At 70.5% G+C, this 23,830-nt stretch carries 20 protein-coding genes; 13 read left to right on the top strand and 7 right to left on the bottom strand.

Features of this window, described 5'->3' with window-relative positions; translation table 11 throughout:
- Positions 1-396: 396 nt before the first annotated feature.
- Entirely contained in the window at positions 397-1,170 is a 774-nt protein-coding gene (locus ABZT18_RS13510) for a hypothetical protein (protein ID WP_354996784.1), read from the top strand.
- A 656-nt stretch (positions 1,171-1,826) separates the two neighbouring features.
- Here ABZT18_RS13510 and ABZT18_RS13505 read toward each other — a convergent pair.
- The 3 genes from ABZT18_RS13505 to ABZT18_RS13495 form a co-directional block, all read right to left on the bottom strand.
- Complete coding sequence (locus ABZT18_RS13505) at positions 1,827-2,081, bottom strand: Smr/MutS family protein (protein WP_007465523.1); 255 nt, start codon at positions 2,079-2,081, stop codon at positions 1,827-1,829.
- Positions 2,082-2,201: 120 nt separating this feature from the next.
- Positions 2,202-2,570, bottom strand: coding sequence for a tetratricopeptide repeat protein (locus ABZT18_RS13500; RefSeq protein ID WP_354996785.1), 369 nt, complete (start codon positions 2,568-2,570; stop codon positions 2,202-2,204).
- A 111-nt stretch (positions 2,571-2,681) separates the two neighbouring features.
- Positions 2,682-3,452: an ROK family protein gene (locus ABZT18_RS13495; RefSeq protein WP_354996786.1), complete on the bottom strand. Its 771-nt coding sequence runs from the start codon at positions 3,450-3,452 to the stop codon at positions 2,682-2,684.
- Between the two features lie 62 nt (positions 3,453-3,514).
- Between ABZT18_RS13495 and ABZT18_RS13490 the strand changes: the two genes are divergently transcribed.
- The 3 genes from ABZT18_RS13490 (at position 3,515) to ABZT18_RS13480 (ending at position 6,644) form a co-directional block, all read left to right on the top strand.
- Positions 3,515-5,152 carry an ABC-F family ATP-binding cassette domain-containing protein gene (locus tag ABZT18_RS13490; RefSeq protein ID WP_354996787.1) on the top strand — a complete coding sequence of 546 codons (1,638 nt, stop codon included), beginning with the start codon at positions 3,515-3,517 and terminating at the stop codon, positions 5,150-5,152.
- Between the two features lie 38 nt (positions 5,153-5,190).
- Positions 5,191-5,499: a hypothetical protein gene (locus tag ABZT18_RS13485; RefSeq protein WP_354996788.1), complete on the top strand. Its 309-nt coding sequence runs from the start codon at positions 5,191-5,193 to the stop codon at positions 5,497-5,499.
- Between the two features lie 419 nt (positions 5,500-5,918).
- A complete protein-coding gene (locus ABZT18_RS13480) occupies positions 5,919-6,644 on the top strand; it encodes a methyltransferase domain-containing protein (protein WP_354996789.1) in 726 nt (241 codons plus the stop codon).
- Between the two features lie 127 nt (positions 6,645-6,771).
- Here ABZT18_RS13480 and ABZT18_RS13475 read toward each other — a convergent pair whose 3' ends face one another.
- Entirely contained in the window at positions 6,772-7,779 is a 1,008-nt protein-coding gene (locus ABZT18_RS13475; protein ID WP_354996790.1) for a LacI family DNA-binding transcriptional regulator, read from the bottom strand.
- Positions 7,780-7,923: 144 nt separating this feature from the next.
- Here ABZT18_RS13475 and ABZT18_RS13470 point away from each other — a divergent pair, with 144 nt between their 5' ends.
- The 5 genes from ABZT18_RS13470 to ABZT18_RS13450 are packed head-to-tail and all read left to right on the top strand — an operon-like array spanning position 7,924 to position 13,675.
- A complete protein-coding gene (locus ABZT18_RS13470) occupies positions 7,924-9,438 on the top strand; it encodes an alpha-N-arabinofuranosidase (protein WP_354996791.1) in 1,515 nt (504 codons plus the stop codon).
- Positions 9,439-9,496: 58 nt separating this feature from the next.
- A complete protein-coding gene (locus ABZT18_RS13465; RefSeq protein WP_354996792.1) occupies positions 9,497-10,828 on the top strand; it encodes an ABC transporter substrate-binding protein in 1,332 nt (443 codons plus the stop codon).
- Between the two features lie 6 nt (positions 10,829-10,834).
- Positions 10,835-11,800, top strand: a complete 966-nt coding sequence (locus ABZT18_RS13460; RefSeq protein WP_354996793.1) for a sugar ABC transporter permease — start codon at positions 10,835-10,837, stop codon at positions 11,798-11,800.
- A gap of 10 nt (positions 11,801-11,810) precedes the next feature.
- A complete protein-coding gene (locus ABZT18_RS13455) occupies positions 11,811-12,665 on the top strand; it encodes a carbohydrate ABC transporter permease (RefSeq protein ID WP_354996794.1) in 855 nt (284 codons plus the stop codon).
- Entirely contained in the window at positions 12,662-13,675 is a 1,014-nt protein-coding gene (locus ABZT18_RS13450; RefSeq protein WP_354996795.1) for a glycoside hydrolase family 43 protein, read from the top strand. Before ABZT18_RS13455 ends, ABZT18_RS13450 begins: the two co-directional genes overlap by 4 nt.
- Positions 13,676-13,808: 133 nt before the next feature.
- Here the strand turns inward: ABZT18_RS13450 and ABZT18_RS13445 are convergent, their stop codons facing one another.
- On the bottom strand, positions 13,809-15,311 hold the full coding sequence (locus ABZT18_RS13445) for an amino acid permease (protein ID WP_354996796.1): 1,503 nt from the start codon (positions 15,309-15,311) through the stop codon (positions 13,809-13,811).
- Between the two features lie 215 nt (positions 15,312-15,526).
- Here ABZT18_RS13445 and ABZT18_RS13440 point away from each other — a divergent pair, with 215 nt between their 5' ends.
- The gene (locus tag ABZT18_RS13440) at positions 15,527-17,185 is read left to right on the top strand and encodes a family 10 glycosylhydrolase (protein ID WP_354996797.1); all 1,659 of its coding nucleotides are present in this window, start codon (positions 15,527-15,529) and stop codon (positions 17,183-17,185) included.
- A 185-nt stretch (positions 17,186-17,370) separates the two neighbouring features.
- Complete coding sequence (locus ABZT18_RS13435) at positions 17,371-17,910, top strand: phospholipase (RefSeq protein ID WP_354996798.1); 540 nt, start codon at positions 17,371-17,373, stop codon at positions 17,908-17,910.
- A gap of 158 nt (positions 17,911-18,068) precedes the next feature.
- Here ABZT18_RS13435 and ABZT18_RS13430 read toward each other — a convergent pair whose 3' ends face one another.
- Entirely contained in the window at positions 18,069-20,909 is a 2,841-nt protein-coding gene (locus ABZT18_RS13430) for an adenylate/guanylate cyclase domain-containing protein (protein ID WP_354996799.1), read from the bottom strand.
- A gap of 152 nt (positions 20,910-21,061) precedes the next feature.
- Entirely contained in the window at positions 21,062-21,277 is a 216-nt protein-coding gene (locus ABZT18_RS13425) for a zinc ribbon domain-containing protein (protein WP_354996800.1), read from the bottom strand.
- A gap of 55 nt (positions 21,278-21,332) precedes the next feature.
- Between ABZT18_RS13425 and ABZT18_RS13420 the strand changes: the two genes are divergently transcribed.
- On the top strand, positions 21,333-22,697 hold the full coding sequence (locus ABZT18_RS13420) for a lytic murein transglycosylase (protein WP_354996801.1): 1,365 nt from the start codon (positions 21,333-21,335) through the stop codon (positions 22,695-22,697).
- Positions 22,698-22,769: 72 nt separating this feature from the next.
- Positions 22,770-23,786, top strand: a complete 1,017-nt coding sequence (locus ABZT18_RS13415) for a GNAT family N-acetyltransferase (RefSeq protein WP_354996822.1) — start codon at positions 22,770-22,772, stop codon at positions 23,784-23,786.
- Positions 23,787-23,830: the final 44 nt, after the last annotated feature.

Raw genomic sequence — 23,830 nt, 5'->3', positions numbered from 1 at the left:
CCCCCATGCTTGGGGCTTACCGCGCGGACCCGGCGCGCCCTTCCCTGCGCCGCGCTGCTCAGGCGCGGTGCGGCCGGCTGCCGGCGACGAACCTCCACCACTCTCCCCGCTATCCCGTCTGCGGCGGCCCCGGGCTCCCTGCCCTCCGCGCCAGCCGCCGGGCGTTCTGCGTGGCCGGAGCGGAGCGGCAGCGGAGTGCAGGCCGCGCGCCCTGGCGGCGGCGCGTGCGGCCCGTCTCGGGCCGCCTTGAAGACGTACAGAAACTTTGCACAACATCGCCGGCAGTCCGGCTGTCCCGTCACGGGAGATGCTTTACATCTGCGTCCCACCAGATGCTTGACATGATCGACTTCGGGAACCGTAGGTCAGAACAATCGGAGGCCGTACCCTGCCGACGTGATCACCCGCTTCCTCGCAGCCGCAGGGCGTCGCCGCCGGGCCATCCTGATCGTCGCCCTGGTCCTGTCCGTTGGTTACCTTCTGGTCCACGTCTGGGTGCCGTCCCTGGGACAACGCACGTTTCCGGCGATGGCGGCCGCTTCCGCGGTTTTCCTGATGCTGGGGATCGTCGCGTCGGCCTGGGACCGGCCGAAGGCCTTCCTGGTCCAACCACGCGTGCCGGCATTCAGCGCTCCGCCACAGCCCGCACTCGTCTTCATGGCGCTGGCTTTTCTCCCGATTGCCACCGGCATGGTTGGCAACGTCATCCGCGACTGGGGATCAGAGCCATTCCTGCCAGACCAGCTGCTCGAGCTGAGCTGGGCGGCTGTCCTCGTCCTGTGGATCGTCATCGCGTGGCGTGACACGAGCGTGCAGATTCGGCCCGACGGCCTGCGGCAGCGCGGCATCACGGGCTGGCTCGTCGTCCGCTGGGACGCCGTACCGACCGTCCCGACGCTGCCGCCATCCCCGACGGCCCGCACCGTGCGCCTGAACTACGGTCGGCCCGAGCTGGTGCGTCGACACGGCCTTCACGTGTACCGGCAACGGTTGCGCAGCGACGACATAGACCCACGGTTTCTCTGTGCCGCCATCCGGTACTACCTGGCCCATCCTGAGCATCGACCTGCGATCGGGACACAGGCTGAGTACGACCGCGTCGTGCCACACCTCCTTAACTCACTCGACTGGTCACCGTCATGCATGGCGACTGCGGAACCTGACTCCTAGGCCAACCGTCAAGCGACAGCTGGGACGGATCCGTCAAGCATCAGGTGGGACTAGACACGCCGGCAGTCCGGCCGTCATCGGCCCGGCTCTGGCTACTGAGCGATGCGCGCCGAACGGCGCGACACGGTCTGGTGAATCAACCGCGCCGCCTGATCTGGGGGGCAAGCCGCAGTGTCGATATAGACATCGGCCTGGTCGAGCGGCCGGGTCTGATCCCACGCCTTCATGCGGTCCTCTAGGTCACCCGTACCTCGGTCACGGGCGCGCTTCTCTGCTACCTCCCGAGGGCACCAGAGGGACGCTACGGTCCAACTCGTCGAGGGGTCGAAGGATCGGATGGCGTCAACCGCCTCGGCCTGGCCGAGGTGCACCACGGGAACATGCCGCGCTAATTCATTGATGAGGCCCGGTTGGTCAACGGCGTAGACAGCACCGTACCGACGGTTCTCCCACAGCAACTGTCCGGTTGCACGGAGAGCCGCTAGGTCCGTATCGGTGGTCATGCGGTAGCCCTCTGTCCGCCCCGGTCCGACTTTCAGCCGTTGGAACAGCCTGTACCGAGAGCCGAGCAGGTAAAGCGCTACGGTAACCGTGTCCTTGCCCGATTTATCGGCCCTGGCAGCGGCCTGCTATGCAGGTCAGAGGCCATGCCGTCGCTACTTCCAGCGGAAGTGGACGAAGAGTCGGCCGAAGTTCTTGGAGTCCTTCTCCACGCGGTGGTAGAGCTGCTTGACGTCCTTCTGGTCGAGGAACCGCAGCACCCGCTTCTTGAGCTGGCCGGAGCCCTTGCCAGGGATGATCTCGACGAGGGTGGCCTTCTTCGCCACCGCCTCGTCCATGATCCCGCGCAACGCGCGGTCGATGTCCTGGCCCTTGTTGAAGATCTCGTGCAGGTCCAGCTTGAGCTTCATGCCGCAGCCCCCGGCCGGTCAGGTCCCATGTCCGCCATCCTAGGCATGTCCGATGGGCCACCTGCCGGACGACGAAGGGGCGGCCCCGAAGGACCGCCCCTCACACGTCACCGCTCACGCTCAGCGTGTGCCGCCCACGCGGGTTTCCACCCGCTCCAGCGCGGTCCGGTAGTCGTCGTTTGTCGCGTACATGGCGGCGGCGATCCGCAGGTGCCGCAGCGCGTCGGTGTGTCGGTTCAGCCGCTCCAGCGTCCGACCGAGCACGTGGTGCGCGTAGTGGTCGCTCGGGTCCCGGTCGACCAGCTCCCGCAGGTGTTCCTCGGCCCGGTTGAGCTGGGCCGACTGGAAGTACGCCCGGGCCAGCAACTGCCGGACCGCCGCGTTACCGGGTTCGGCGTCGACGATCGGCTCCAGCAGTCGGGCCGCTCCGCTCGGGTCACCGGTTTCGAAGAACATGGTCGCCCGCCGGTAGTCCGCCAGAAGATCCATCTGCCCACCTCCTCGGGTCGCACCGTCACCTGTTCCGACGCTGGCACAACACTGGGCGTTTGGCGACTGTTCCCGGGAGTCGAGATCGGGTCAGTTCCGGCCGCGACGGGTTCAGGCGCGGGCGTCCCGACGTCCCACGGAGAGCTCCCAGGCGCGAACACCGCCGACGATCCCGGCGGTGTTCGGCACCACCACCACGTCGTCGCCCATCCGCGCCAGTTGCTCGGGCCGGATCAGTCGGGAGTTGCCCCCGCCCAGATAGAGCCGGTCCCAGCGGAACACCGGGCGAAGCCCGTCCACCACCTGCCGGATCCGGCGGGACCAGAAGGCGTCGCCGAGCCGCCGGCGTTCCGGCTCACCCACGTACGTGTCGTAGGTGGTGCCCCAGCGCACCGGCGCGTGGGACAGCTCCAGGTGCGGTGCGAGCACCCCGCCGTCGAAGAGCGCGCTGCCCAGCCCCGTCCCCAGGGTCAGCACCAGCTCGCAGCCGGTGCCGGCGACCACCCCGGCGCCGTGCACCTCGGCGTCGTTGAGCACCAGCGCCGGCACCCCGAACGCATCGGCCAGCGCGCCCCGCGCATCCCAGCCGGACCACTCGGCGAGCAGGTCCGGATCGACCCGGGTGCGTGGGCCGTTGCGGGTCACGTAGTGCGGTGTGGTCACCACCACCCCGTGCCGGATCATCCCGGGTACGCCGACCGTCAGCCGGTCCGCCGCCGGCAGCCGCCCACCCAGGTCCAGCAGGGTCCGGACGAACAGCGCGGGCGGCAGCGGATACGGGGTCGGCACCCGCAACGGCCGGGCCCGCATCGTCCCGGCCTCGTCAAGCACCGACGCCTTGATGCCGCCGCCGCCGCAATCGATCGCCAGTGTGGTCACCACGTCGTTGAGTCTGCCCGCTGCCGGCCGGTCGTATGCGGGCGGCCGGATAGGCTGCCGTCCTGATGAGCGCCACGATGATCGTCAAGGACCTGGCCGCCGGGCACGGTGACCGCCCACTCTTCGCCGGATTGGACCTGGTGGTCGCCCCCGGCGACGTGGTGGGGCTGGTCGGGCCGAACGGAGCCGGCAAGTCGACGCTGCTGCGTACCCTCGCCGGGTTGCTCCCGGTCGAGGCCGGCAGCGTGCGGCTCAGCCCGCCCACCGCGAGCGTCGGGCACCTGCCGCAGGAGCCGGAACGGCGGCCGGGCGAGACGGTACGCGACTTCCTGGCCCGGCGGACCGGCGTGACCGCCGCGCAGGCGGCGTTGGACGCGGCGACCGAGGCACTGACCGCCGGCGCCGCGGGCGCCGACGACGCGTACGGCGACGCTCTGGAGCGCTGGCTCGCCCTCGGCGGCGCGGACCTGGACGAACGCGCCGAGCAGGTGAGCGCCGACCTGGGGCTCGCGGTCGACCTGGACCACCCGACGACCGGGTTGTCCGGCGGCCAGGCAGCCCGTGCCGGGCTGGCGTCGCTGCTGCTCAGCCGGTACGACGTGTTCCTGCTCGACGAGCCGACCAACGACCTGGACCTGGCTGGGCTGGATCGGCTGGAGGAGTTCGTCACCGGGCTGCGGGCCGGCACGGTGCTGGTCAGCCACGACCGGGAGTTCCTGACCCGCACGGTGACCCGGGTGCTGGAGTTGGATCTGGCGCAGCAGCAGGTGCACCACTACGGCGGTGGCTACGCCGCCTACCTGGAGGAGCGCGAGGTGGCGCGGCGGCACGCCCGCGCGGACTTCGAGGAGTACGCCGACACCCGGGCCGGCCTGGAGGCGCGCGCCCGCACCCAGCGTGGCTGGATGGAGAAGGGCGTGAAGAACGCCCGTCGCAAGGCCACCGACAACGACAAGATCGGCCGCAAGTTCCGCAGCGAGTCGAGCGAGAAGCAGGCGGCCAAGGCCAAGCAGACCGAACGCCTGATCGAACGGCTCGACGTGGTCGAGGAGCCCCGCAAGGAGTGGGAGCTGCGGATGGAGATCGCCGCCGCCCCCCGCGCCGGCGCCGTCGTGGCCACGCTGCGAGGTGCGGTGGTACGCCGAGGCGGGTTCACCCTCGGCCCGATCGACCTCCAGATCGACTGGGCGGACCGGGTCGCGCTGACCGGGGCGAACGGCTCGGGCAAGTCCACGCTGCTGGCCGCGCTGCTCGGCCGGCTGCCGCTGGACGCCGGCACCGCCTCTCTCGGGCCCGGGGTGGTGGTCGGCGAGGTGGACCAGGCACGAGGGCTGTTCCTCGGCGACGCGCCGCTGATCGACGCGTTCGAGGCGGCCGTACCCCACTTGACGCCGGCGGACGCACGGACCCTGCTGGCCAAGTTCGGGCTACGTGCGGCGCACGTGCCCCGGCCGGCGGCCACCCTCTCCCCCGGTGAGCGGACCCGCGCGGCGCTGGCCCTGCTCCAGGGGCGCGGGGTCAACCTGCTGGTGCTCGACGAGCCCACCAACCACCTGGACCTGCCCGCCATCGAGCAGCTCGAATCGGCGCTGGCCAGCTACCCCGGAACGCTGCTGCTGGTCACTCACGACCGACGGATGCTGGCCGCCATCGAGACGAACCGACGGCTGCGGGTCGACGCCGGGCGGATCGCCGAGGATTGATCCGTGCCGGCGGGCCAGCGCGGGGTGAGAATGTCGCCATGCTCAAGTGGGAGTACGCCCTACTGGTCCGCCGCCGTCAGGCCGCGACCAACGACCTCGGCTGGGAGGTCGTCTTCGTCTGGTACGGCCCCGACGGCTCAATGGTCGACGTGACGCCGTACGGCGACACCGCGTTGGCCCACCTGAACCGGGCCGGCGACCAGGGCTGGGAGTTGGTCGCCATGAGCGAGGACCCGTCCCTGCCCGGCAACCATGAGCTGCACCGCTATCACCTCAAACGGCCGAAATCCGCCGCTCCGCCACCCCGCCAGCGGATGCGTGGAGGCCGCCGTACCCTCTCGGGCTGACCCGACCGCTCCAGGCACCCCGATGCGGCGCTGCCCTTGCGGCGCTGCCCTTGCGGCGCTGCCCTTGCGGCGCTGCCCTTGCGGCGCTGCCCTTGCGGCGCTGCCCTTGCGGCTCCGGCACGAGGCTTCGGCTCGGGGCCTGGCCCTCGCGGGTCCGGCACGGACCGGGCAGGGACCGGTGTCTCCGGTGAGACTTATGCCTGTGAGTCATTTTTATGCCTCACAGGCATCATGCTCGTCGAGGACCTGCCCCCGCCCACCCGCCGATCCCGCCCGATCCCGGCGGTCGTCGCCCTGGTTGGTGCGCCCGCGCCTGCTGCGACACGCCCAACAACGGCCACGCCGAGCGACCGACGAGGTCGACGAGGCGGGGCATACCGGGCGCGATTGCGGGTATCGCGCGGCGGGAGGTGGCCCGAATGGTCGCTTTGGCACAGACTCCGCCCTCGGCCGACCGGCTGCGGGCGATCGACGATTTCCTCGCTCGCGCATGGTCAGAGCAGGTCCGGCACGACGACCGGCTGCGGGACCTGGCGATCGAGGTGCGGTTCGACCGGGGGGTGGCCCATCTGAGCGGGGACGTCGCCGAACCCGCGCAGTTGCGGCTGGTACGGGACCTGGTGGGGCGGATGGCCGGCGTCTACGGCGTCTGGTGTCGAGTTGGCATCGACGGGCGGGCGCCGGTGGTCGTGGACCTCGGTTGCGGGCCGACCAAGCAGTGGTCGAGCAATCTGGGGCTGGACATCTACCCGGCGCCGGGGGTGAACGCGGTCGCGGACCTGTCCGGTTCGCTGCCGCTCGCCGACAACTCGGTGGACGTCCTCTTCGCGGTGCACATCCTGGAGCACCTGATCGACTTCCTGCCGCTCGTGGACGAGTGCCACCGGGTGCTCCGTCCGGGTGGCGTACTGCACGTGATGAGCCCCTGGTGGGGGCACGTGAACGCGGTGGCCGACCCGACCCATGTCCGGCTGATGGACGTGCAGACGTTCAAGGGGATCTGCCAGGGCCGGCCACCGGGCATCCCACGGTGGTACCCATTGCACGCCGGCTGCGACGGTGCCTCGATCTTCGCTGACCTAACCCCCCTACCCCCCGACGAGGACCCGGCACCCCAGTCCCACCTAGCCCGCTTCTTCGACTAACCCCGGACCGGACCGTTGATCATGAAGTTATTGCGGCGACACGCCGGCATCGAGGGCAATAACTTCATGATCAACGGCAGGTCGGGGCGGAGGGGGGCCAGGGGGGTGGGGGTTAGGAGGGTGGGGGTTAGGGGGTTTGGGTTGATTCGCGGAGTTCTAGGCGGTAGGGGGCGGAGAGCGCTTTGGCGGGGGCGGTGCGGTCGCCGTCCAGGCGGTTGGCGAGGAGCTCGACGGCCAGGCGGGCGATCTGCTCCTTGTCCGGGGCAACTGTGCTCAGGGTGGGGATGGAGAAGCGCCCGTCCTCGATGTCGTCGAAGCCGACCACCGCCACGTCCTCGGGCACCCGCAGGCCGGCCTCGTGCAGAGCACGCAGGGCGCCCAGGGCGAGCGTGTCGTTGAAGCAGAAGACGGCGTCGGGGCGTACCCCGGAGGTGAGCAGGTCCCGCATGGCGGCCGCGCCGTCGGCGCGATGCCAGGCCAGCGCGGGCGCCACCAGGGCCTCGTCGTAGTCGAGCCCGGCGGCGCGCAGCGCGTCGGTGTAGCCGGCCAGGCGCAGTCGGGCGCTGGCGCCCTCGTCGGTGCGCTGCGAGCCGATGGCCGCGATCCGCCGGCGGCCGAGCTGGATCAGGTGGCTGGTGATCTCCCGGGCCGCCGTCACGTTGTCGATCACCACGCGGTCGGCGGGGCCATGTTCGACCCGCTCGCCGAGCAGCACCATGGGGGTGCCGTCCAGGCCGGCGAGGTCCTCCGCGGTGAGCGCCAACGGGCTGAAGATGAGCCCGTCGATCAGGTGGTCGGTGATGCCGGACGCGACCACCCGTTCCTGCTCGCGCCGACCGCCGGTCTGGTCGATCAGCACCGTCCAGCCGTACTCGGCGGCGGCGGTGACCACGTAGCGGGCCAGCTCGGCGAAGTACGGAATGTCCAGTTCCGGCACGGCCAACGCGATCACCCCGGTGCGGCCCTTGCGCAGGTGGCGGGCGGAGAGGTTGGGCCGGTAGTTGAGCTCGGCGATCGCTTCCTCGACCCGCGCCCGGGTGTCCGGCCGAACGTGCACATAGCCGTTCACGACGTTGGAGACGGTCTTGACCGACACGCCGGCCCGTTCAGCCACGTCCTTGAGCCTTTGTCGCACTCCGCAACCTCCCCGATGTAACTGAGCGCACCATACCTCGTCAGCAACCCTTTACAACGTTGCCTACAACGTTGTAGAAACGTGGACACCGGGTGAACGGTGACTGCGCTCACCCGGCATCGGCACTGAGGAAAGGTGGCACCCTTGCGGACCGCGCAGCTGACGATCGACCCGGCCTTCTCCATCGGCCCGGCCGACCGACGCCTCTTCGGCTCCTTCGTCGAGCACATGGGGCGGTGCGTCTACGGCGGCATCTACGAGCCCGGCCACCCCAGCGCCGACTCCCGCGGCCTGCGCCGCGACGTGCTGGATCTGACCCGTGAGCTGGGCGTCTCGGTGGTCCGCTACCCGGGCGGCAACTTCGTCTCCGGCTACCGCTGGGAGGACGGGGTCGGCCCGGTCGGCGACCGGCCGCGCCGGCTCGATCTGGCCTGGAAGACGATCGAGACCAACGCGTTCGGGCTGGACGAGTTCATGACCTGGGCCGCCGAGGCCGACGTCGAGCCGATGATGGCGGTCAACCTCGGCACGCGCGGCGTCCAGGAGGCACTGGACCTGCTGGAGTACGCCAACCACCCGGGCGGCACCGAGCTCTCCGACCTGCGGCGCAAGCACGGCGCGGAGGACCCGTACGGGGTGCGGCTGTGGTGCCTGGGCAACGAGATGGACGGCCCGTGGCAGGTCGGCCACAAGACCGCAGACGAGTACGGCCGCCTCGCCGCCGAGGCCGCCCGCGCGATGAAGATGATCGACCCCTCGATCAGCCTGATCGCCTGCGGCAGCTCCAACCGGCGGATGCCCACGTTCGCCTCGTGGGAGGCGACCGTGCTGGAGCACACCTACGAGCACGTCGACTACATCTCGGCGCACACCTACTACGACCCGTCCGACGGCGACCAGGCCAGCATCCTGGCCTCGGCCGTGGACATGGACAACTTCATCACCGAGGTCGTCGCGACCGCCGACCATGTGGCCGCCAAGCAGCGACACAGGCGCAAGCTGAAGATCTCCTTCGACGAGTGGAACGTCTGGTACGAGTCCCGCCTCCAGTCCGACCTGGACCGGCGCGGTTGGGTCGAGGCTCCGGCGCTGATCGAGGACGACTTCACCGCGGTCGACGCCGTGGTCGTCGGCGACCTGCTGATCACCCTGCTGCGCCACGCGGACCGGGTCGGGGTGGCCGCCCAGGCCCAACTGGCCAACGTGATCGCGCCGATCCGCACCCGCAACGGCGGCCCAGCCTGGCGGCAGAGCATCTTCCACCCGTTCGCGCTGACCGCTCGGTACGCCCGGGGCACGGTGCTGCGCACCGACCCGGTGTCGCCGCGCTACGACACGAAGAAGTACGGGGACGTGCCGGTGCTCGACACGGTCGCCGTACACGATGAGCAGACCGGCGAGCTGACCGTCTTCGCGGTCAACCGCGACTCCACGGACCTCGCGTTGGACCTCGACCTGCGCGGCCTGCCAGGGCTGTCCGGTCTGTCCTTCCTGAGCCTCGCTGCCGGATCTGATCCGTCGGCGACGAACACCGAGGCCGAGCCCGATCGGGTGACGCCGCAGGAAATGCCCACCCCCACCCCCGACGGCGGCCGGTGCACCGTGCGCCTGCCCGCCGTGTCCTGGAGCGTGCTGCGCTTCGGCCCGCCCAGCGCCTGAATCCGCACCGGGTTTGACCAGGCACAATTCATTCCGTCCCCCTGCAAGGAGATACAGCATGATCCAGAACGACATGAGCCGGCGGCGCCTGCTCGGCCTCGGTCTCGGAGTCGGTGCCGCGGCCTCGCTGACCCTCGCCGGTTGCGGCGGCGGCGATGACAGCACCTCCGGGCCAGCTGCCGGCAACGGCGGCAAGGAGTACACCGGCCCCAAGGTGGACCTGAAGCTGTGGAACGGCTTCACCGGCGGTGACGGCGACATCTTCAAGGCGCTGGTGAACCAGTTCAACACCGAGCACAAGAACATCGCCGTGTCGGTGGCCACGTACCAGTGGGAGGACTACTACAACAAGCTCCCCGGTGCGGCCTCCAGCGGCAACGGCCCGGACATCGCGGTCATGCACATGGACCAGCTCGCCACCTTCGCCGCCCGCGGCGTGATCACCGAGCTGGACGACGTGGCCAAGAACCTGGAGCTCGCCGAGGGCGACTTCGCCCCCACGGTGTGGAAGGGCGGGCTCTACAACAACAAGCGGTACGGCATCCCGCTGGACATGCACCCGCTGGGCTTCTACTACAACAAGGCCGTCATGCAGAAGGCCGGCCTGGACCCGAACAAGCCACCGGCGACCAGGGAGGAGTACACCGCGGCGCTGACCGAGTTGAAGAAGGCCGGTGTGCAGGGCTTCTGGGTCAGCCCCTTCCAGTTCACCGGCGGCATGACCTTCTACTCGCTGCTCAACCAGTGGGGCGCCACCCTCTTCGACGCCGAGGTGGCCAAGGCCACGTTCAACTCCGACCCGGCGGTCGAGGCGTGCACCTGGCTGGTCGACATGGTCAAGCAGGGCTTCTCACCCGCCAATGTCGGTCAGGACGCCGACTACCTGGCCTTCAAGAGTGGCAAGAACGCCTTCACCTGGAACGGCATCTGGCAGATCAACGATCTGAAGAAGAGCCCCGAGGTCCAGTGGGGCGTCGCCCCGCTGCCGCAGATCGGTAGCAAGCCGGCGGCGTGGGCCAACTCGCACAACTTCACCATCGTGAAGCAGCGGGCCAACGACGCCAACAAGGTCTCCGGCGCGAAGGTCTTCATCAACTGGCTCAGCGAGCACTCGCTGGACTGGGCGAAGGGCGGCCAGATCCCGGCCCGCAAGGCGGTCCGCGAGGGCGCCGAGTTCAAGGCGCTGCCGGAGATCTCGTCGCTCGCCCCCGAGCTGGAGTACGCGGCCTTCCCGCCGGCGGCGCCGGGTCTCGGCGAGGTCATGACGACCTTCTACAACTCCTTCAACGAGGCCGCGCTGGGCAAGAAGTCGCCCAAGCAGGCGCTCGACGACGGTGTGGCGAAGGCCAACAAGCAGCTTGAGGACAACCGCAAGAAGTACGGGAGCTGATAACCCGTGGCGGACGTGATCGAGGTCGGGGCGGCGCGCGATGACGCGCCGCCCTCGGCGGCCAAGGCTCCCCGCCGGGGTGCCTCGGCGGGCCGGACCGGACGGGCGACGCCGTATCTGTTCCTCGCCCCCTACCTGATCCTGTTCGGGGTGTTCGGCCTTCTGCCGATCATCGTGGGCCTGTGGCTCAGCGTGCACCAGTGGGACTTCCAGCTGCCCAATCGGCCGTTCGTCGGGTTGGACAACTATAAGGAGCTCTTCTCCAGCGAATCCGCCGTCTACGGCGACTGGTGGGAGAGCATCCGGGCCACCGCGATCTTCACGGTGCTGTCGGTGCCGCTGCTGGTGGTCGTACCCCTCGGGTTGGCGCTGTTGCTGAACCGCTCCTTCCCTGGTCGGACCTTCTTCCGGGCGATCTACTTCGCGCCGTACGTGCTGGGCGTCGCGGTGATCGGCCTGCTCTGGCGGTTCCTGTTGGACGCCAACCTGGGCCTGGTCAACCGGCTCCTCGGCGCGGTCGGTCTACCGGCGGACACCCCGTGGGTGACCAACATGCCGTGGGCGTGGATCTCGCTGGTCGGGGTCACCGTCTGGTGGACGTCCGGCTTCAACGCGGTGATCTACCTGGCCGGCCTGCAGGACATCTCGCCGGAGCTGTACGAGGCAGCCCGGATGGATGGCGCCAACGCCTGGCAGCGGTTCCGCAACATCACCCTGCCCGGGCTGCGCCCGGTGCTGCTCTTCGTGATCACCACGACCGTGCTCGCCTCGGCGAACATGTTCGGCCAGTCGTTCCTGATCACCCAGGGGACGCCCGGCACGGAGACCCGCACGGTGGTGTGGTTCATCGTCGAGACGGGGCTGCGTAACAACAACGCCGGCAAGGCGGCCGCGATGAGCATCGTGTTCGCCCTGATGCTGGCCGTCGTGAGCATCGCCAACTTCCGCCTCTTCCGCTACAAGGAAGACTGAGGGGACCGCCATGACGACGCCCACGCGGACTTCCCGCGGTTCCACGGCCGCGAGCCGGGTCGTGCTCTACGCCACCCTGGTAGCGCTGGCCCTGATCTTCCTGATCCCGCTGGTGTGGATGGTCATCACCTCGCTGAAGACCTACACCGCCGCCCAGCAGATGCCGCCGAGCTGGCTGCCGAACCCGATTGCGGGCTACGGCTACGAGCAGGTCCTCAACAACACGGCCAACCCGGTGCTGCGCTGGTTCCTCAACAGCATGCTGGCCGCCACGCTGCACTCCCTGCTGGTGCTGGTGACCGCCTCGATGGCCGCGTACGCGCTGGCCCGGCTGAAGTTCCGGGGGCGCGGGGTGAGCTTCGCGCTGATCGTCGGAACGCTGTTCATCCCGCCGACCTCGCTGATCATCCCGAACTTCCTGATCGTCGACCAGCTCAACTGGATCGACACCCTCGCCGTGGTGGTGGTGCCCGGCGCGGCCAGCGCGTTCGGGGTGTTCTTCCTGCGGCAGTTCTTCCTCTCACTCCCCAACGAGTTGGAGGAGGCCGCCACGCTGGACGGCGCCAACCAGTGGCAGATCTTCTTCCGGGTGGTGCTGCCGCTGTCCAAGCCGGCGCTGGCCACCCTGGCCGTGCTGTCGTTCCTCACCAACTGGAACGACTTCCTCTGGCCGATCTTCGTGCTGTTCAGCCCGGAGAAGCTCACCCTGCCGCCGGGCCTGGGCCTGCTCCAGGGCTCGTACGTCACCGACTACCCGGTGATCATGGCGGGGGCGGTGCTGGCCAGCGTGCCGGTGCTGATCCTCTTCGTGCTCGCGCAGCGGCACATCATCCAGGGTGTCTCCCGCAGCGGTCTGAAGGGATGACGCGCACCACCACCCGGCGACGCGGCGCGGCGGCGATCATCGCCGCCGCGTTGCTCGTCGCGGGCTGCACCGAACCCACCCCCACGAGCAGCGGGAGCGACTCCAGCATGTTCACCAACCCGGTCGTACGCACCGACGCCCCTGATCCGCAGTCGATCCAGGTGGGCGACACCTGGTACCTGTTCCACACCAACTCGGGCGGCCGAAACGTCCCGGTGCTCACGTCGACGGACCTGGTCGACTGGGCCGAATCCGGGGATGCCCTGCCGGCGCTGCCGGACTGGGCGGACGCCGGCAAGACCTGGGCGCCGGAGGCGATCCAGTTGGCACCGGACCGCTTCCTGCTCTACTACACGGTCGCCGGGCGGGAATCCGGGCGGCAGTGCGTCGGCCGGGCGGTGGCCAGTGCGCCACAGGGGCCGTACCGGGACGACGCGGCCGGCCCGCTGATCTGCCAGGCCGACCTGGGCGGGGCGATCGACGCCAGCCCGTTCCGGGACACCGACGGCAGTCTCTGGCTGCTCTGGAAGAACGACGGCAACGCGATCGGGGTGGACACCTGGCTCTGGTCGCAGCGCCTCTCCGAGGACGGCCTGACCCTCGTGGGCGAGCCGACGAAGCTGCTCAAGCAGACCGAGCCGTGGGAGGGCACCCTGATCGAGGGGCCGTTCTTCCACCGCCAGGACGGTCGGCTGCTCCTCTTCTTCGCCGCCAACGCCTACGACCGGGCGGAGTACGCCGAGGGCTACGCGATCTGCGAGAGCCCGACCGGCCCGTGTGTGAAGGCCGCCGAGAACCCGATCCTGAAGAGCACCGAGGCCGCCTCAGGCCCCGGCCACGCCTCGATGGTGGTCAAGGACGGCCGGACCTGGCTGCTCTACCACGCGTGGCCACCCGGCCAGGAGGGCAGCACCGACCCGGGCCGGCAGGTCTGGCTCGACGAGGTGACCTGGGTCGACGGCAAGCCAGTGGTCAAGGGCCCAACCGCCACACCCCAACCCCGCCCCTAACCCTGCCCCCACCGCGTGCCCCTCACTCCCCGCCGCGTCGATCTAGGGCATATCGTCGCTAGTGGATCTCTGATCACGACGATATGCCCTAGATCGACGACGTGGGGGGCGGGAGGGGAGAGGGCGAGGGGGGTCAGCTGTCGGCGGACGGCTCGCGGGGTGCCGGGGCGACGGCGGGCTCGTGTTGGGCCAGCCGGTTGCGGCGGTAGCCGTAGCCGAAGTAGATGAGCGCGCCGAGCAGCATCCAGGCCAGGAACCGTAGCCAGGTCTCCACCGATAGGTTGAGCATCAGGTAGAAGCAGGCGAGCGCGGAGACGACCGGCAGCACCGGCGAGAACGGCACCCGGAACGGCCGCTCCAGGTCCGGGCGCTTGCGGCGCAGGATCGGCACCGCCATCGAGACCAGCACGAACGCGCAGAGCGCGCCGATACTGACCAGGTCGGCCAGCGCGGACAGCGGCAGGAAGCCGGCCAGCAGCGCGACCGCCACCGTCATGATCGCCGAGATCCGGTACGGGGTGCCCCAGCGCGGGTGCACCTTCGCGATCGAGGGAGGGATCAACCCGTCCCGGGCGATGGCGAAGCCGATCCGGCCCATCGCCACCAGGTCGACCAGGATGACGCTGGTCAGACCGGCGACCGCGGCGATGGAGACGAGCACGGCCGCCCAGCCGGCGCCGACCGCCTCGAAGGCCGACGCGATCGGGGCACCCCGATCGATCTCGCTGTACGGCACCATGCCGACCAGCACCAGCGAGACGCCGACGTAGAGCACGGTGGAGATGAGCAGCGTGCCGAGCAGACCCAGGGTGAGGTCCCGCTTGGGCTTGCGCGTCTCCTCGCCCAGGTTGGCGACCGCCTCGAACCCGGTGTAGGCGAAGAAGACCACGGCGGCGGCGCTGAGCACCCCAACGAAGCCGAAGACCGACGGTTCCAGCCCGAAGAGCGCCTGCGTGACCGGTTGCTTGATGCCGTCGTCGCCGCTGCCCGCGGGCTCGGCCGGCGGGATGAACGGGGTGAGGTTGGCGGCCTTGACGAAGAACAGCCCGGCGACCACCACGAAGACGCAGATGGCCACCTTGACCAGCACCAGGAGGTTGGTGATCCGGGCGGACTCCCGGATGCCGACGATCGCCACGACGCCGAGGATCAGCACGATGGCGATGGCACCGACGTTGACGGTGCTGCCCTCCTCACCGAACCACCGGGTCGGCAGGTCGAGCAACTCGGCCAGGTAGCCGGACCAGCCGCGAGCCACCACAGCCGCGCCGAGCGCGAACTCCAGCAGCAGGTCCCAACCGATGATCCAGGCGACGATCTCGCCCATCGTGGCGTACGCGTAGGTGTAGGCGCTGCCGGCGGTCGGCACGCTGGAGGCCAACTCGGCGTAGCAGAGCGCGGCGAGCAGGGCCACCACGCCGGCGATGGCGAAGGAGATCACCACGCCCGGTCCGGCGCTGTCCCGGGCCTCGATTCCGGTGAGGGTGAAGATGCCGGTGCCGATCACGATGCCGATGCCGAAGCCGGTGAGGTCGACCGCGCCGAGCCGTCTCTTCAGCCCCAGCCCGCCGTCGGTGCCGTCCGCCTCGCTCTGGGCTATCACGTCCTTGATCGGTTTGGTTCGCAGCACGGACACGCGGTCACCCCTTCCACCGTGCGACCACCCGCGTGGCCGCCGGTAGCCGGCGTTGCTACCCAGCGGCGGTAATGGTCAATCGCATCGATCGGGCGCGAACCCTTGCGGCAGTGACCCGAGTGTGAAAATTTTCTACCTGCGGCCGACAGTCAGCGACGAATCTTGCCGGCAGTGCCGTGCTGAACACCGGTAGCCCCAACGAAGGGACACACCGCATGAAGGCCATACGACTCGGAGCCGCCGGGCTGGTCGCAGTCCTGCTCGGCACACTCGTCACCATCACCCCCGCGAGCGCCGCGCCCAGCGCGGCCGGCACCACCACCGCCACCTGCACCACCGACCCGGCCACCCCGAAGCGGCAGTTCCGGGCCATGTGGATCTCGTCGGTGGTCAACATCGACTGGCCCAGCAAGGCGTCCCAGACCAGCCCGGATCGGGTCGCCGCCCAACAGGCCGAATACCGCGGCCTGCTCGACCTCGCTCAGCGGCTGAACCACAACGCCGTCGTGGTGCAGGTCCGGCCGACCGCGGACGCCCTCTGGCCCTCGCCGTACGAGCCCTGGTCGGAATACCTGACCGGCGTACGCGGCCAGGACCCAGGCTGGGATCCGCTGGCCTTCCTGGTCGAGGAGGCACACCGACGCAACCTGGAGTTCCACGCCTGGTTCAACCCGTACCGCGTCTCCATGCCGGCGCCCGGCGGTGCCGGCGCCGACCTCAACCTGCTCGCCCCCGGCCACCCGGCCCGGCAGCATCCGGACTGGACCTTCGCCTACCCACCGGCCGGCGTGGCCGGCAGCCGGCTCTACTACAACCCCGGCATCCCGGAGGTCCGCGAGTTCGTGCAGACCGCGATGATGGACGCGGTCAGCAGGTACGACATCGATGGCGTGCACTTCGACGACTACTTCTACCCCTACCCCAGCGGCAGCCACCAGGTGCCCGACGACGCCACCTTCGCGGCCCACAACCGGGGCTTCACCGACCGGGCGGACTGGCGGCGGGACAACATCAACCTGCTGGTCCAGGAAATGAACGGCAAGATCAAGGCGGCCAAGCCGTGGGTGAAGTTCGGGGTCAGCCCGTTCGGCATCTGGCGGAACAAGGCCGTCGACCCGCTGGGCTCGGACACCACCGGCAGCCAGTCGTACGACATCATCTCCGCCGACACCCGCAAGTGGGTCAAGGAGGAGTGGATCGACTACGTGGTTCCGCAGCTCTACTGGTACATCGGCCAGTACCCGGCGGCGGACTACGCGCGGCTGGTCCCGTGGTGGGCCGAGACGGTGCGCGGCACCCGCGTCCAGCTCTACATCGGCCAGGCCGACTACAAGAGCGGCGATCCGGCGTACGGGCAGTTCTGGCAGAACCCGAGCGAACTGTCCGACCACCTGACGCTCAATCGGGCGTACCCGGAGGTGCAGGGCAACGTGCACTTCTCCGCCGTCCAGGTGCGGGCCAACCGGCTCGGCGCCACCGACACCTACGCCGCCGAGCACTACTCCCGTCCGGCGCTCGTGCCGGCGATGTCGCACCTGCCGGCCCGCCCACTGCTCTTCCCGGTGGTCACCAAGGCAGCGCGGCAGGCCGACGGAGTACGGCTGACCTGGCGCCAGCCGGCTGACGGCGTCGGGCCACTGGGCGCTGCCGCCTCGTACGCGATCTACCGGTTCGATGGCACCACGCTGCCCGGTCGGTGTGGCACCGCGGACGCCGCCCACCTGGTCGGCACCGTCCGGGCCACCTCCGGCGGCGCCCAGTCGTGGGTGGACACGTCAGCCGAGCCCGGCCGGCGCTACACCTACCAGCTCACCGCACTGGACCGGTTGGCCAACGAGAGCCCGACGAGCCCACCGGCCTTCGTCCTGCGCTGACCCGTCCACCCTGCATCGAATGCCCCGGGCGCCCCGCGCGTCCGGGGCATTCGTGTGTTTCGACGCATGTCATCAATAGTTGGCGATACGCATACCGCCTAGTTGATCAGTTGATCGAGACTCATCGACATCCGGTAACCCGCCGGTAACTTCCGTCCCACCCGCTCACCCCGCGGAGGTAACCCGTGCCCCGACGTCTCGCCACCCTGATCGCCTCGGGCGCGCTCGCGCTGCTCGCCACCCTCGCCATCGCCTCCCCCGCCGCCGCCGTCACCCCCGCACAGCGACTGTCGGTGCTCTCCAGCTGGACCCAGACCAGCGCGTCCAGCTACAACTCCTGGAACAACGCCCGGGTCAACCGGGCGCCCTGGGCCGAGTACAACTTCAACTGGTCCACCGACTACTGCTCGTCGAGCCCCGACAACCCGCTCGGGTTCACCTTCAACCTGGGCTGCTACCGGCACGACTTCGGCTACCGCAACTACAAGGCGGTCGGCCAGTTCCCCGCCAACAAGTCCCGACTGGACAGCGCCTTCTACGAGGACCTGAAGCGCGTCTGCACCACGTACAACGCGGTCGTCCGGCCGGCCTGCTACAGCCTGGCCTGGACCTACTACCAGGCCGTCAGCATCTTCGGTTCCGTGGCGGCCGTGCAGCAGGCCGACATCGACCGCGCCGCCCAAATGAAGGCCAAGGCCGAAGCCGCAGCCGCCGCCCGCACCTAAACCCCAACCCCAACCCCCGCCCCGCCCCGCCCCGCCCCGCCCCGCCCCGCCCCGCCCCGGTTGATCATGAAGTTATTGCCCGCCCGCCCGGCGTGTCGGAGCAATAACCTCATGGTCAACAACGGCGGTGGTGGTGGTGGGGCAGGGGTGGGGTGCGGTTAGGCGCGTTCGGTTCTGGTGGCTGGGTGGTGTTCCGGGTCGGCGGGGCGGCGGGGGATTGGCTGGGACAGGCCGGTGCTGAAGCGGGTCGAATCCGCCGCCAGGTCCGGATGTTCCACGTCCAGTGCCAGCGCCGCAGCCTCGTCCAGCCCCAACTCGGCACCCTCGCCGTACGCGTCGTCGAAGGCCGCGTCGCCCAACGCCGCACGCAACTCCACCTGCTGATCGGCCCAGTAGCCGCCGAAGATGCCCGGCGTCGCTCGCATGCTCGCCCGGGTGGCCTGTGCCGCCCCGAACAGCCGGGCGGCGGTCAACCGGTCCCCTCCGATCGCGCAGCGGACCGCGACCGCGTTCAACGTGTCGCACGCCCGACCGTGGTAGCCGTGGCCCATCCGGGAACGCAGCGCCACCAGCAGGTGCTCGTGTGCGGCGATCACGTCGCCCCGGGCCAGCGCGACCATCCCGAGCAGCATGTCCACCGAGCGCCGGCCCCGCTCCACCGGCCGGGCCGCCTCCACCGGACGGACCGCCCCCAGCAGATCCGCTGCCTCCTCCAGGGCGCCGCGCCGCCAGAGCAGCTCGGCCAGGCTGAACACCGCGAACAGCGCGTCGCCGACCACGTCCTGCCCGTGCGCCCAGTCGATGACCTCTCGGCACACCCGCTCGGCCTCGACGAACTGCCCCATGTCCACCAAGGGCGCGGCCCGGCCGGCGAGCACCCGGGCCAGCAGCCCGGCATCACCGGCCTGCCGGGCGGCCGCCTCCGCCCGCTGGGAGTAACGCAGCTCCTCGGCGAACTCGCCGTCTGCGCCGGCGTGCAGGGAGTGCATGTGGTAAACCGCCGCCAGCTCCGCCTCGGGGATCCGCTCGCCCGTTTCAGCGATCCGCCCGTACAACCGGAACAGCCACAGCCGCCCCTCCCGGGCCAGGCCCCGCTCAAGCCACCACTGGTCCAGGCCGCCAGCCAGGCCGAGACCGGCGCGGGCGCTGCCCCCGGTGGCGCACCACCGCAGCGCGGCGCGCAGCTCCCCGGCCAGTGGGTCAAGGGCATACAGCGACAGCGTCACCGGCCGGCCGTCCTGGCCCAGGTGTGCCCGGTCCAGTGCGTGCGCCGACCAGGCCACATGCCGGTTCCGGGCGGCCTGTTCCTCGCCCGCCTCGGCCAACCGCCGCGCCGCGTACGCCCGGATGGGGTCAAGCATCCGGTAGGTGCTGCCGGCAGCACGCGGCTCGGCCAACACCATCGACTTGTCCACCAGCACCGAGAGCGGATCCAGCGGGTCGTCGCCCAGCAGCCACTCCACCGTCGCCAGGTCCACCGGCCCGGCGAAGACCGCCAGCCACCGCAGCAGGCGGGCGGCCCGTGGCCCCAGCGTCCGGTACGACCAGGTGACGGTGGCCTGCATGGTCAGGTGCCGCTCGGTGGCCGAGCGCTGCACCGCCCTGCTCGCCGGGGTGGGCGGCGACGACCCGGCCGCCGCGGCGACCAGGTCCACGGTGTCCTGCTGGTTGCCGGACCAACCCCGCTCCACCGGCGGCGGCTCCGGGTCCTCCCGGCCTGCGTCCAGTGTGCCGAGCACATCGTCCAGCCGCTCGGCGAGCTGGCCGACCGAGAGCACCCGCAGCCGGGCGGCGGCCAGCTCGATGGCGAGCGGCAAGCCGTCCAGCCGCTGCACCACCCGGCGCAGATCGGCCGACTCGGCCGGGTCCGGTTGCCGGCCGCCGCGCGCCGCCGCCGTACGGTCCAGCAGCAACGCCACCGCGTCACTCTCCGCTCCGTCCGCCCGCGGGTCGACCGAGAGCGGCGGGATCCGCCAGACCACCTCGCCGGGCAGGCTGAACGACTCACGGGTGGTCGCGACGACCCGCACGCCGCCCCCGCCGGACAGCAACCGCGCGATCACCTCCGCACAGGCGGCCGGCTGCGTGTCACAGGTGTCCAGCACGACCAGCATGCGGCGACCGGCCGCGTACTCGACCAGGGTGTCCAGCATCGGCCGGCCCGGCTCGGGTCGCAGGCCGAGCACCGCGGCGATCGCGAACGCCACCAGCCCCGGGTCGGTCACCGCGGCGATGTCCACGAACCAGACCCCGTCCGGGTACGCCTCGACCACCCCGCTGGCCAACTCCACCGCGAGCCGGGTCTTGCCCGCGCCGCCCGCGCCCAGCACCGTGACGAGGCGGTGCTGTTTCACCAACAGGCCCAGCTCGACGCGCTCGGTCTGCCGACCGACGAACGAGGTCACCTGGGTTGGCAGGTTGTGCGGCACCGCGTCGGCGGTACGGGGTCGGGGGAACTGCCGCTCCAGGCCCGGCGCGACCAGTTGGAACAGTCGCTCCCGGTCGTCGAAGCCGCGTAGCCGGTGAAGGCCCAGGTCGAGCAGGGTCGCACCGGGCGGCAACGGCTCGGCCCGACGTGCGGTGGACGCCGAACAGAGCACCTGCCCGCCGTGCGCGGCGGCGGCCACCCGGGCGGCCCGGTGCACCTCGGGGCTGATGTACTCGCCGTCGCGCGGCTCGGCGTAGCCGGTGTGCAGGCCCATCCGTACCCGGGGCGCGGCTTCGGTGGTGGGCCAGTCGTGGCTGGACAATGCCCGCTGGGCGGTCAGGCACGCGGTCAGCGCCGCCGCCGCGTCCTCGAAGGCCAGGAAGAACGAGTCGCCTTCGGTCAGCAGCTCCGCGCCACCCGTGCTGGCCAGTGTCCGGCGCAGCAGCCGGCGGTGCTCGGCGAGCACCGGCCGGTAGTCCGGGCCGAGCAGCTGGGCCAGCCGGGTCGAGCCCTCGATATCGGTGAAAACGAAGGTCACCCAACCGCTCGGGAGCTGGATCCGTGGCGACATGCGTGGAACCTCCGCCCGTGACGTCGGATTCATGCTGCCTGAGTCCGAGCGGTCACGCATCGTGAGAACGGCCGGGCAGGTGCCGCCTCAAGGTGCCACTCGGACCCGCTCCCGGCAAGGCAAGCCCACCAGGCGGCGGCGAGTTGGCCCGATCAGCAGCCGCAGGCGCCGCCGCAGCACCCACCACCGGCGGGTGCCGGGGCACCACCGGTGGCACCACCCCGCCCGGTGACCGCGACCGCGGAGAGCAGCTTGACCGTGTCGGCGTGTCCCTGTGGGCAGGCAGCCGGCTCACCGGCCGCCGCCATCGATCGGTTGACCTCGAAGGTGTCGCCGCAAGCGCGGCAGCGGAACTCGTACCGGGGCATGGCACCCAGACTACGTGGATCTGGCGTCCGGCGGAGTATGGGTGATACTCGACGGGTGGTGGACGGCGAGGACGACACGCGTGTGCAACCGTTACGACCGGCCGCGCCGATGGACGGGCCACTCGAAGGCCCGGGGGCGGCGCCGGACCCGGTGCGCGCGGTGCCCCGCCCCCGCCGACCCTGGCTGAGCGGCCGATCCGGGACCAAGCCGACCACACCAGCGGAGACGGCCACCCCGACCACCCCCGCCGGCTCCGATCCGGACGCGAGCGCCACCGCCCCGGCCCCGTCCGATCCGGACGCGAGCGCCACCGCCCCCGGCACGAACCCTCCGACCGAGCCCGAGTCGTCCCCGACTGCCGACGCGTCGGTTGACGATGCGAAGACCGTCACCGTGGTCGACGCCGCGGATCTGACGAAAACCACTGTGGATGAATTGACCGTCGTGCCGGCAGCCGACCCCGCCCGGCGACGGCGGATGCCGTTCGCGCACGCGGTACGGCTGCCGCCGCGTCAGGCAGCAGCCTCCGCCGCCCGCGCGACCCGCGCCTGGGCTCACCGGCCAAGTGGCCGGCTCACTCTGCCCGGCGTCTTCCTGCTGGCGATGGTGGCCGCGACCGCAGCGGCGGGGGCGCTGCTCGTGCCGGCCACGATCCGCGCACCCCGCACGGTCGCGGCCGACTCCTCCGCCACGCCGACCGCAGTCGCACCGCCGGCGGTGCCGTCCGGCCTACCCACCGGCCCGCTGCCCACCGGGCCCGTCCCGACCGGCCCGGTGCCCGGCGGCGGGCTGCCCACCGGCGGGCTACCCACCAACGGGCTTCCGACCGGGCCGGTGATCGGAGGTCGGCCGTCGGACGCCCTGGCCGGCTGGGCTCAGCAGGTCGGCTCCAAGGTCGGCGTCCCCGCTGTCGCCATGCAGGCGTACGGCTATGCCGAGCTGGTGCTCGCCCAGACCAACCGCAGCTGCGCGCTGAGCTGGACCACGCTGGCCGCGATCGGTCAGGTCGAATCGGGGCACGGCTCGGCCAACGGCGCGCGGCTGGGGCAGGACGGCAAGGCGCTGCCAAAGATCATCGGACTGCCGTTGGACGGGAAGGACGGCCGGATGCGGATCATCGACACCGACCGTGGGGTGCTTGACGGGGATACGACCCTCGACAAGGCGATCGGGCCGATGCAGTTCATCCCGACCACCTGGCAGGAGATCGGCGCGGACGCGGACAACGACGGGGTCAAGGACCCGCACGACCTGGACGACGCCGCCCTGGCGGCGGGCAACTACCTCTGCAAGGGCGGCCGCAACCTGAGCATCCCGGGCGACTGGTGGAACGCGATCCTGTCGTACAACGACGTGCGACGGTACGCCCAGGAGGTCTACGACACCGCGAACCGGTACGGACGGGCCAGTCGCCCGTGAAGTGATCGTTTAGATACGTTGGAGAACTGGACACTTCCCCCGGGCAGCTGTTAGCGGCAAGCTAGACGGGTGATGGTGCGCGAGTGGGACCCCAGGACCGCGTCGTCCGCCGAGATCGCGTCGCTGGTGGCCACGCTGAACGCGGTCCTGGCGGCCGATCTGCCGCAGGACCCGCCGTGGCGGGAGACCTCGCTGCGGGAATACCTCGCCGAGGTGATGCCCGGCGAGCGGCGGATCTCCTGGATCGCTCAGGCCGAGCCGACCGCCCCTGGCGACCCGGGGGCGGTGCTCGGCCAGGTTCACGTGCTGCTCCTCGGTGACATCGGCGTGCTCGAGGTGCTGGTGCACCCGTCCGTGCGGCGCAGCGGCCTCGGCCGTGACCTGGTGTTGCGTGCCGCCCGCCGGGTCTACCAGGAGGGCTTCCGGTCGATCGGGGTCGAGGTGGTCGGCGACACGCCGGCGGTGGCCTTCTACGAGGCGCTCGGCTTCACCCGGGAGTACGTGGAGACGCGCAGCGTGCTCGACCTGACCTCGGTCGACTGGGCCGAGCTGGCCCAGATGGCCACCGGCATCGGGGCGGGCTACCACCTGGAGTTCTTCCCCGGTGGGCCACCGGATGACCTGATCGAGGCGTACGCACGGGCCAAGGCCGAGGTGCGCGACGTCGACGATGGTGAGCTGCGGCCCAGCTCCTACGACCCGGAGCGGCTGCGCGACAGCCTCGACACCCTGCACCGGCGGGGCATGAACCCGTACATCGTGCTCGCCCAGCACGAGCAGAGCGGCGAGGTGGCCGGCCTGACCGAGGTGGTGGTGCCGGCGCAGCACCCGACCCGCGCCGACCAGTACGACACGATCGTCGCGCAGGACCACCGGGGCTACGGCATCGACCGGGCGATCAAGGCCAGGATGCTGCTGGAGCTGCGTTCCGCCGAGCCGGAGCTGATCGAGGTGCAGACCTGGAACGCGCAGGCCAACGAGGCGATGCTGAAGGTCAACGCGGAGCTGGGCTACCGGCCCGACCGGGACTGGTGCGAATACAGCGTCGACGTCGCTGAGCTGGTGCACCGCCTCGACCCGCCGCGCTGAGGAATTCACGAAACTGTCCATTAGGGGATGGACGGTGGACAGTC

The sequence above is a fragment of the Micromonospora sp. NPDC005291 genome, assembly GCF_040607415.1.
Classification (GTDB): domain Bacteria; phylum Actinomycetota; class Actinomycetes; order Mycobacteriales; family Micromonosporaceae; genus Micromonospora.
This window is presented reverse-complemented; position numbering and strand designations above follow the sequence as displayed.

Bases quoted from the DNA above. Each gene is read 5' to 3' on its own strand.
- ABZT18_RS13505 (WP_007465523.1), bottom strand. From the start codon at position 2,081: ATGAAGCTCAAGCTGGACCTGCACGAGATCTTCAACAAGGGCCAGGAC.
- ABZT18_RS13500 (WP_354996785.1), bottom strand. From the start codon at position 2,570: ATGGATCTTCTGGCGGACTACCGGCGGGCGACCATGTTCTTCGAAACC.
- ABZT18_RS13490 (WP_354996787.1), top strand. From the start codon at position 3,515: ATGAGCGCCACGATGATCGTCAAGGACCTGGCCGCCGGGCACGGTGAC.
- ABZT18_RS13485 (WP_354996788.1), top strand. From the start codon at position 5,191: ATGCTCAAGTGGGAGTACGCCCTACTGGTCCGCCGCCGTCAGGCCGCG.
- ABZT18_RS13480 (WP_354996789.1), top strand. From the start codon at position 5,919: ATGGTCGCTTTGGCACAGACTCCGCCCTCGGCCGACCGGCTGCGGGCG.
- ABZT18_RS13465 (WP_354996792.1), top strand. From the start codon at position 9,497: ATGATCCAGAACGACATGAGCCGGCGGCGCCTGCTCGGCCTCGGTCTC.
- ABZT18_RS13455 (WP_354996794.1), top strand. From the start codon at position 11,811: ATGACGACGCCCACGCGGACTTCCCGCGGTTCCACGGCCGCGAGCCGG.
- ABZT18_RS13450 (WP_354996795.1), top strand. From the start codon at position 12,662: ATGACGCGCACCACCACCCGGCGACGCGGCGCGGCGGCGATCATCGCC.
- ABZT18_RS13440 (WP_354996797.1), top strand. From the start codon at position 15,527: ATGAAGGCCATACGACTCGGAGCCGCCGGGCTGGTCGCAGTCCTGCTC.
- ABZT18_RS13430 (WP_354996799.1), bottom strand. From the start codon at position 20,909: ATGTCGCCACGGATCCAGCTCCCGAGCGGTTGGGTGACCTTCGTTTTC.
- ABZT18_RS13425 (WP_354996800.1), bottom strand. From the start codon at position 21,277: ATGCCCCGGTACGAGTTCCGCTGCCGCGCTTGCGGCGACACCTTCGAG.
- ABZT18_RS13415 (WP_354996822.1), top strand. From the start codon at position 22,770: ATGGTGCGCGAGTGGGACCCCAGGACCGCGTCGTCCGCCGAGATCGCG.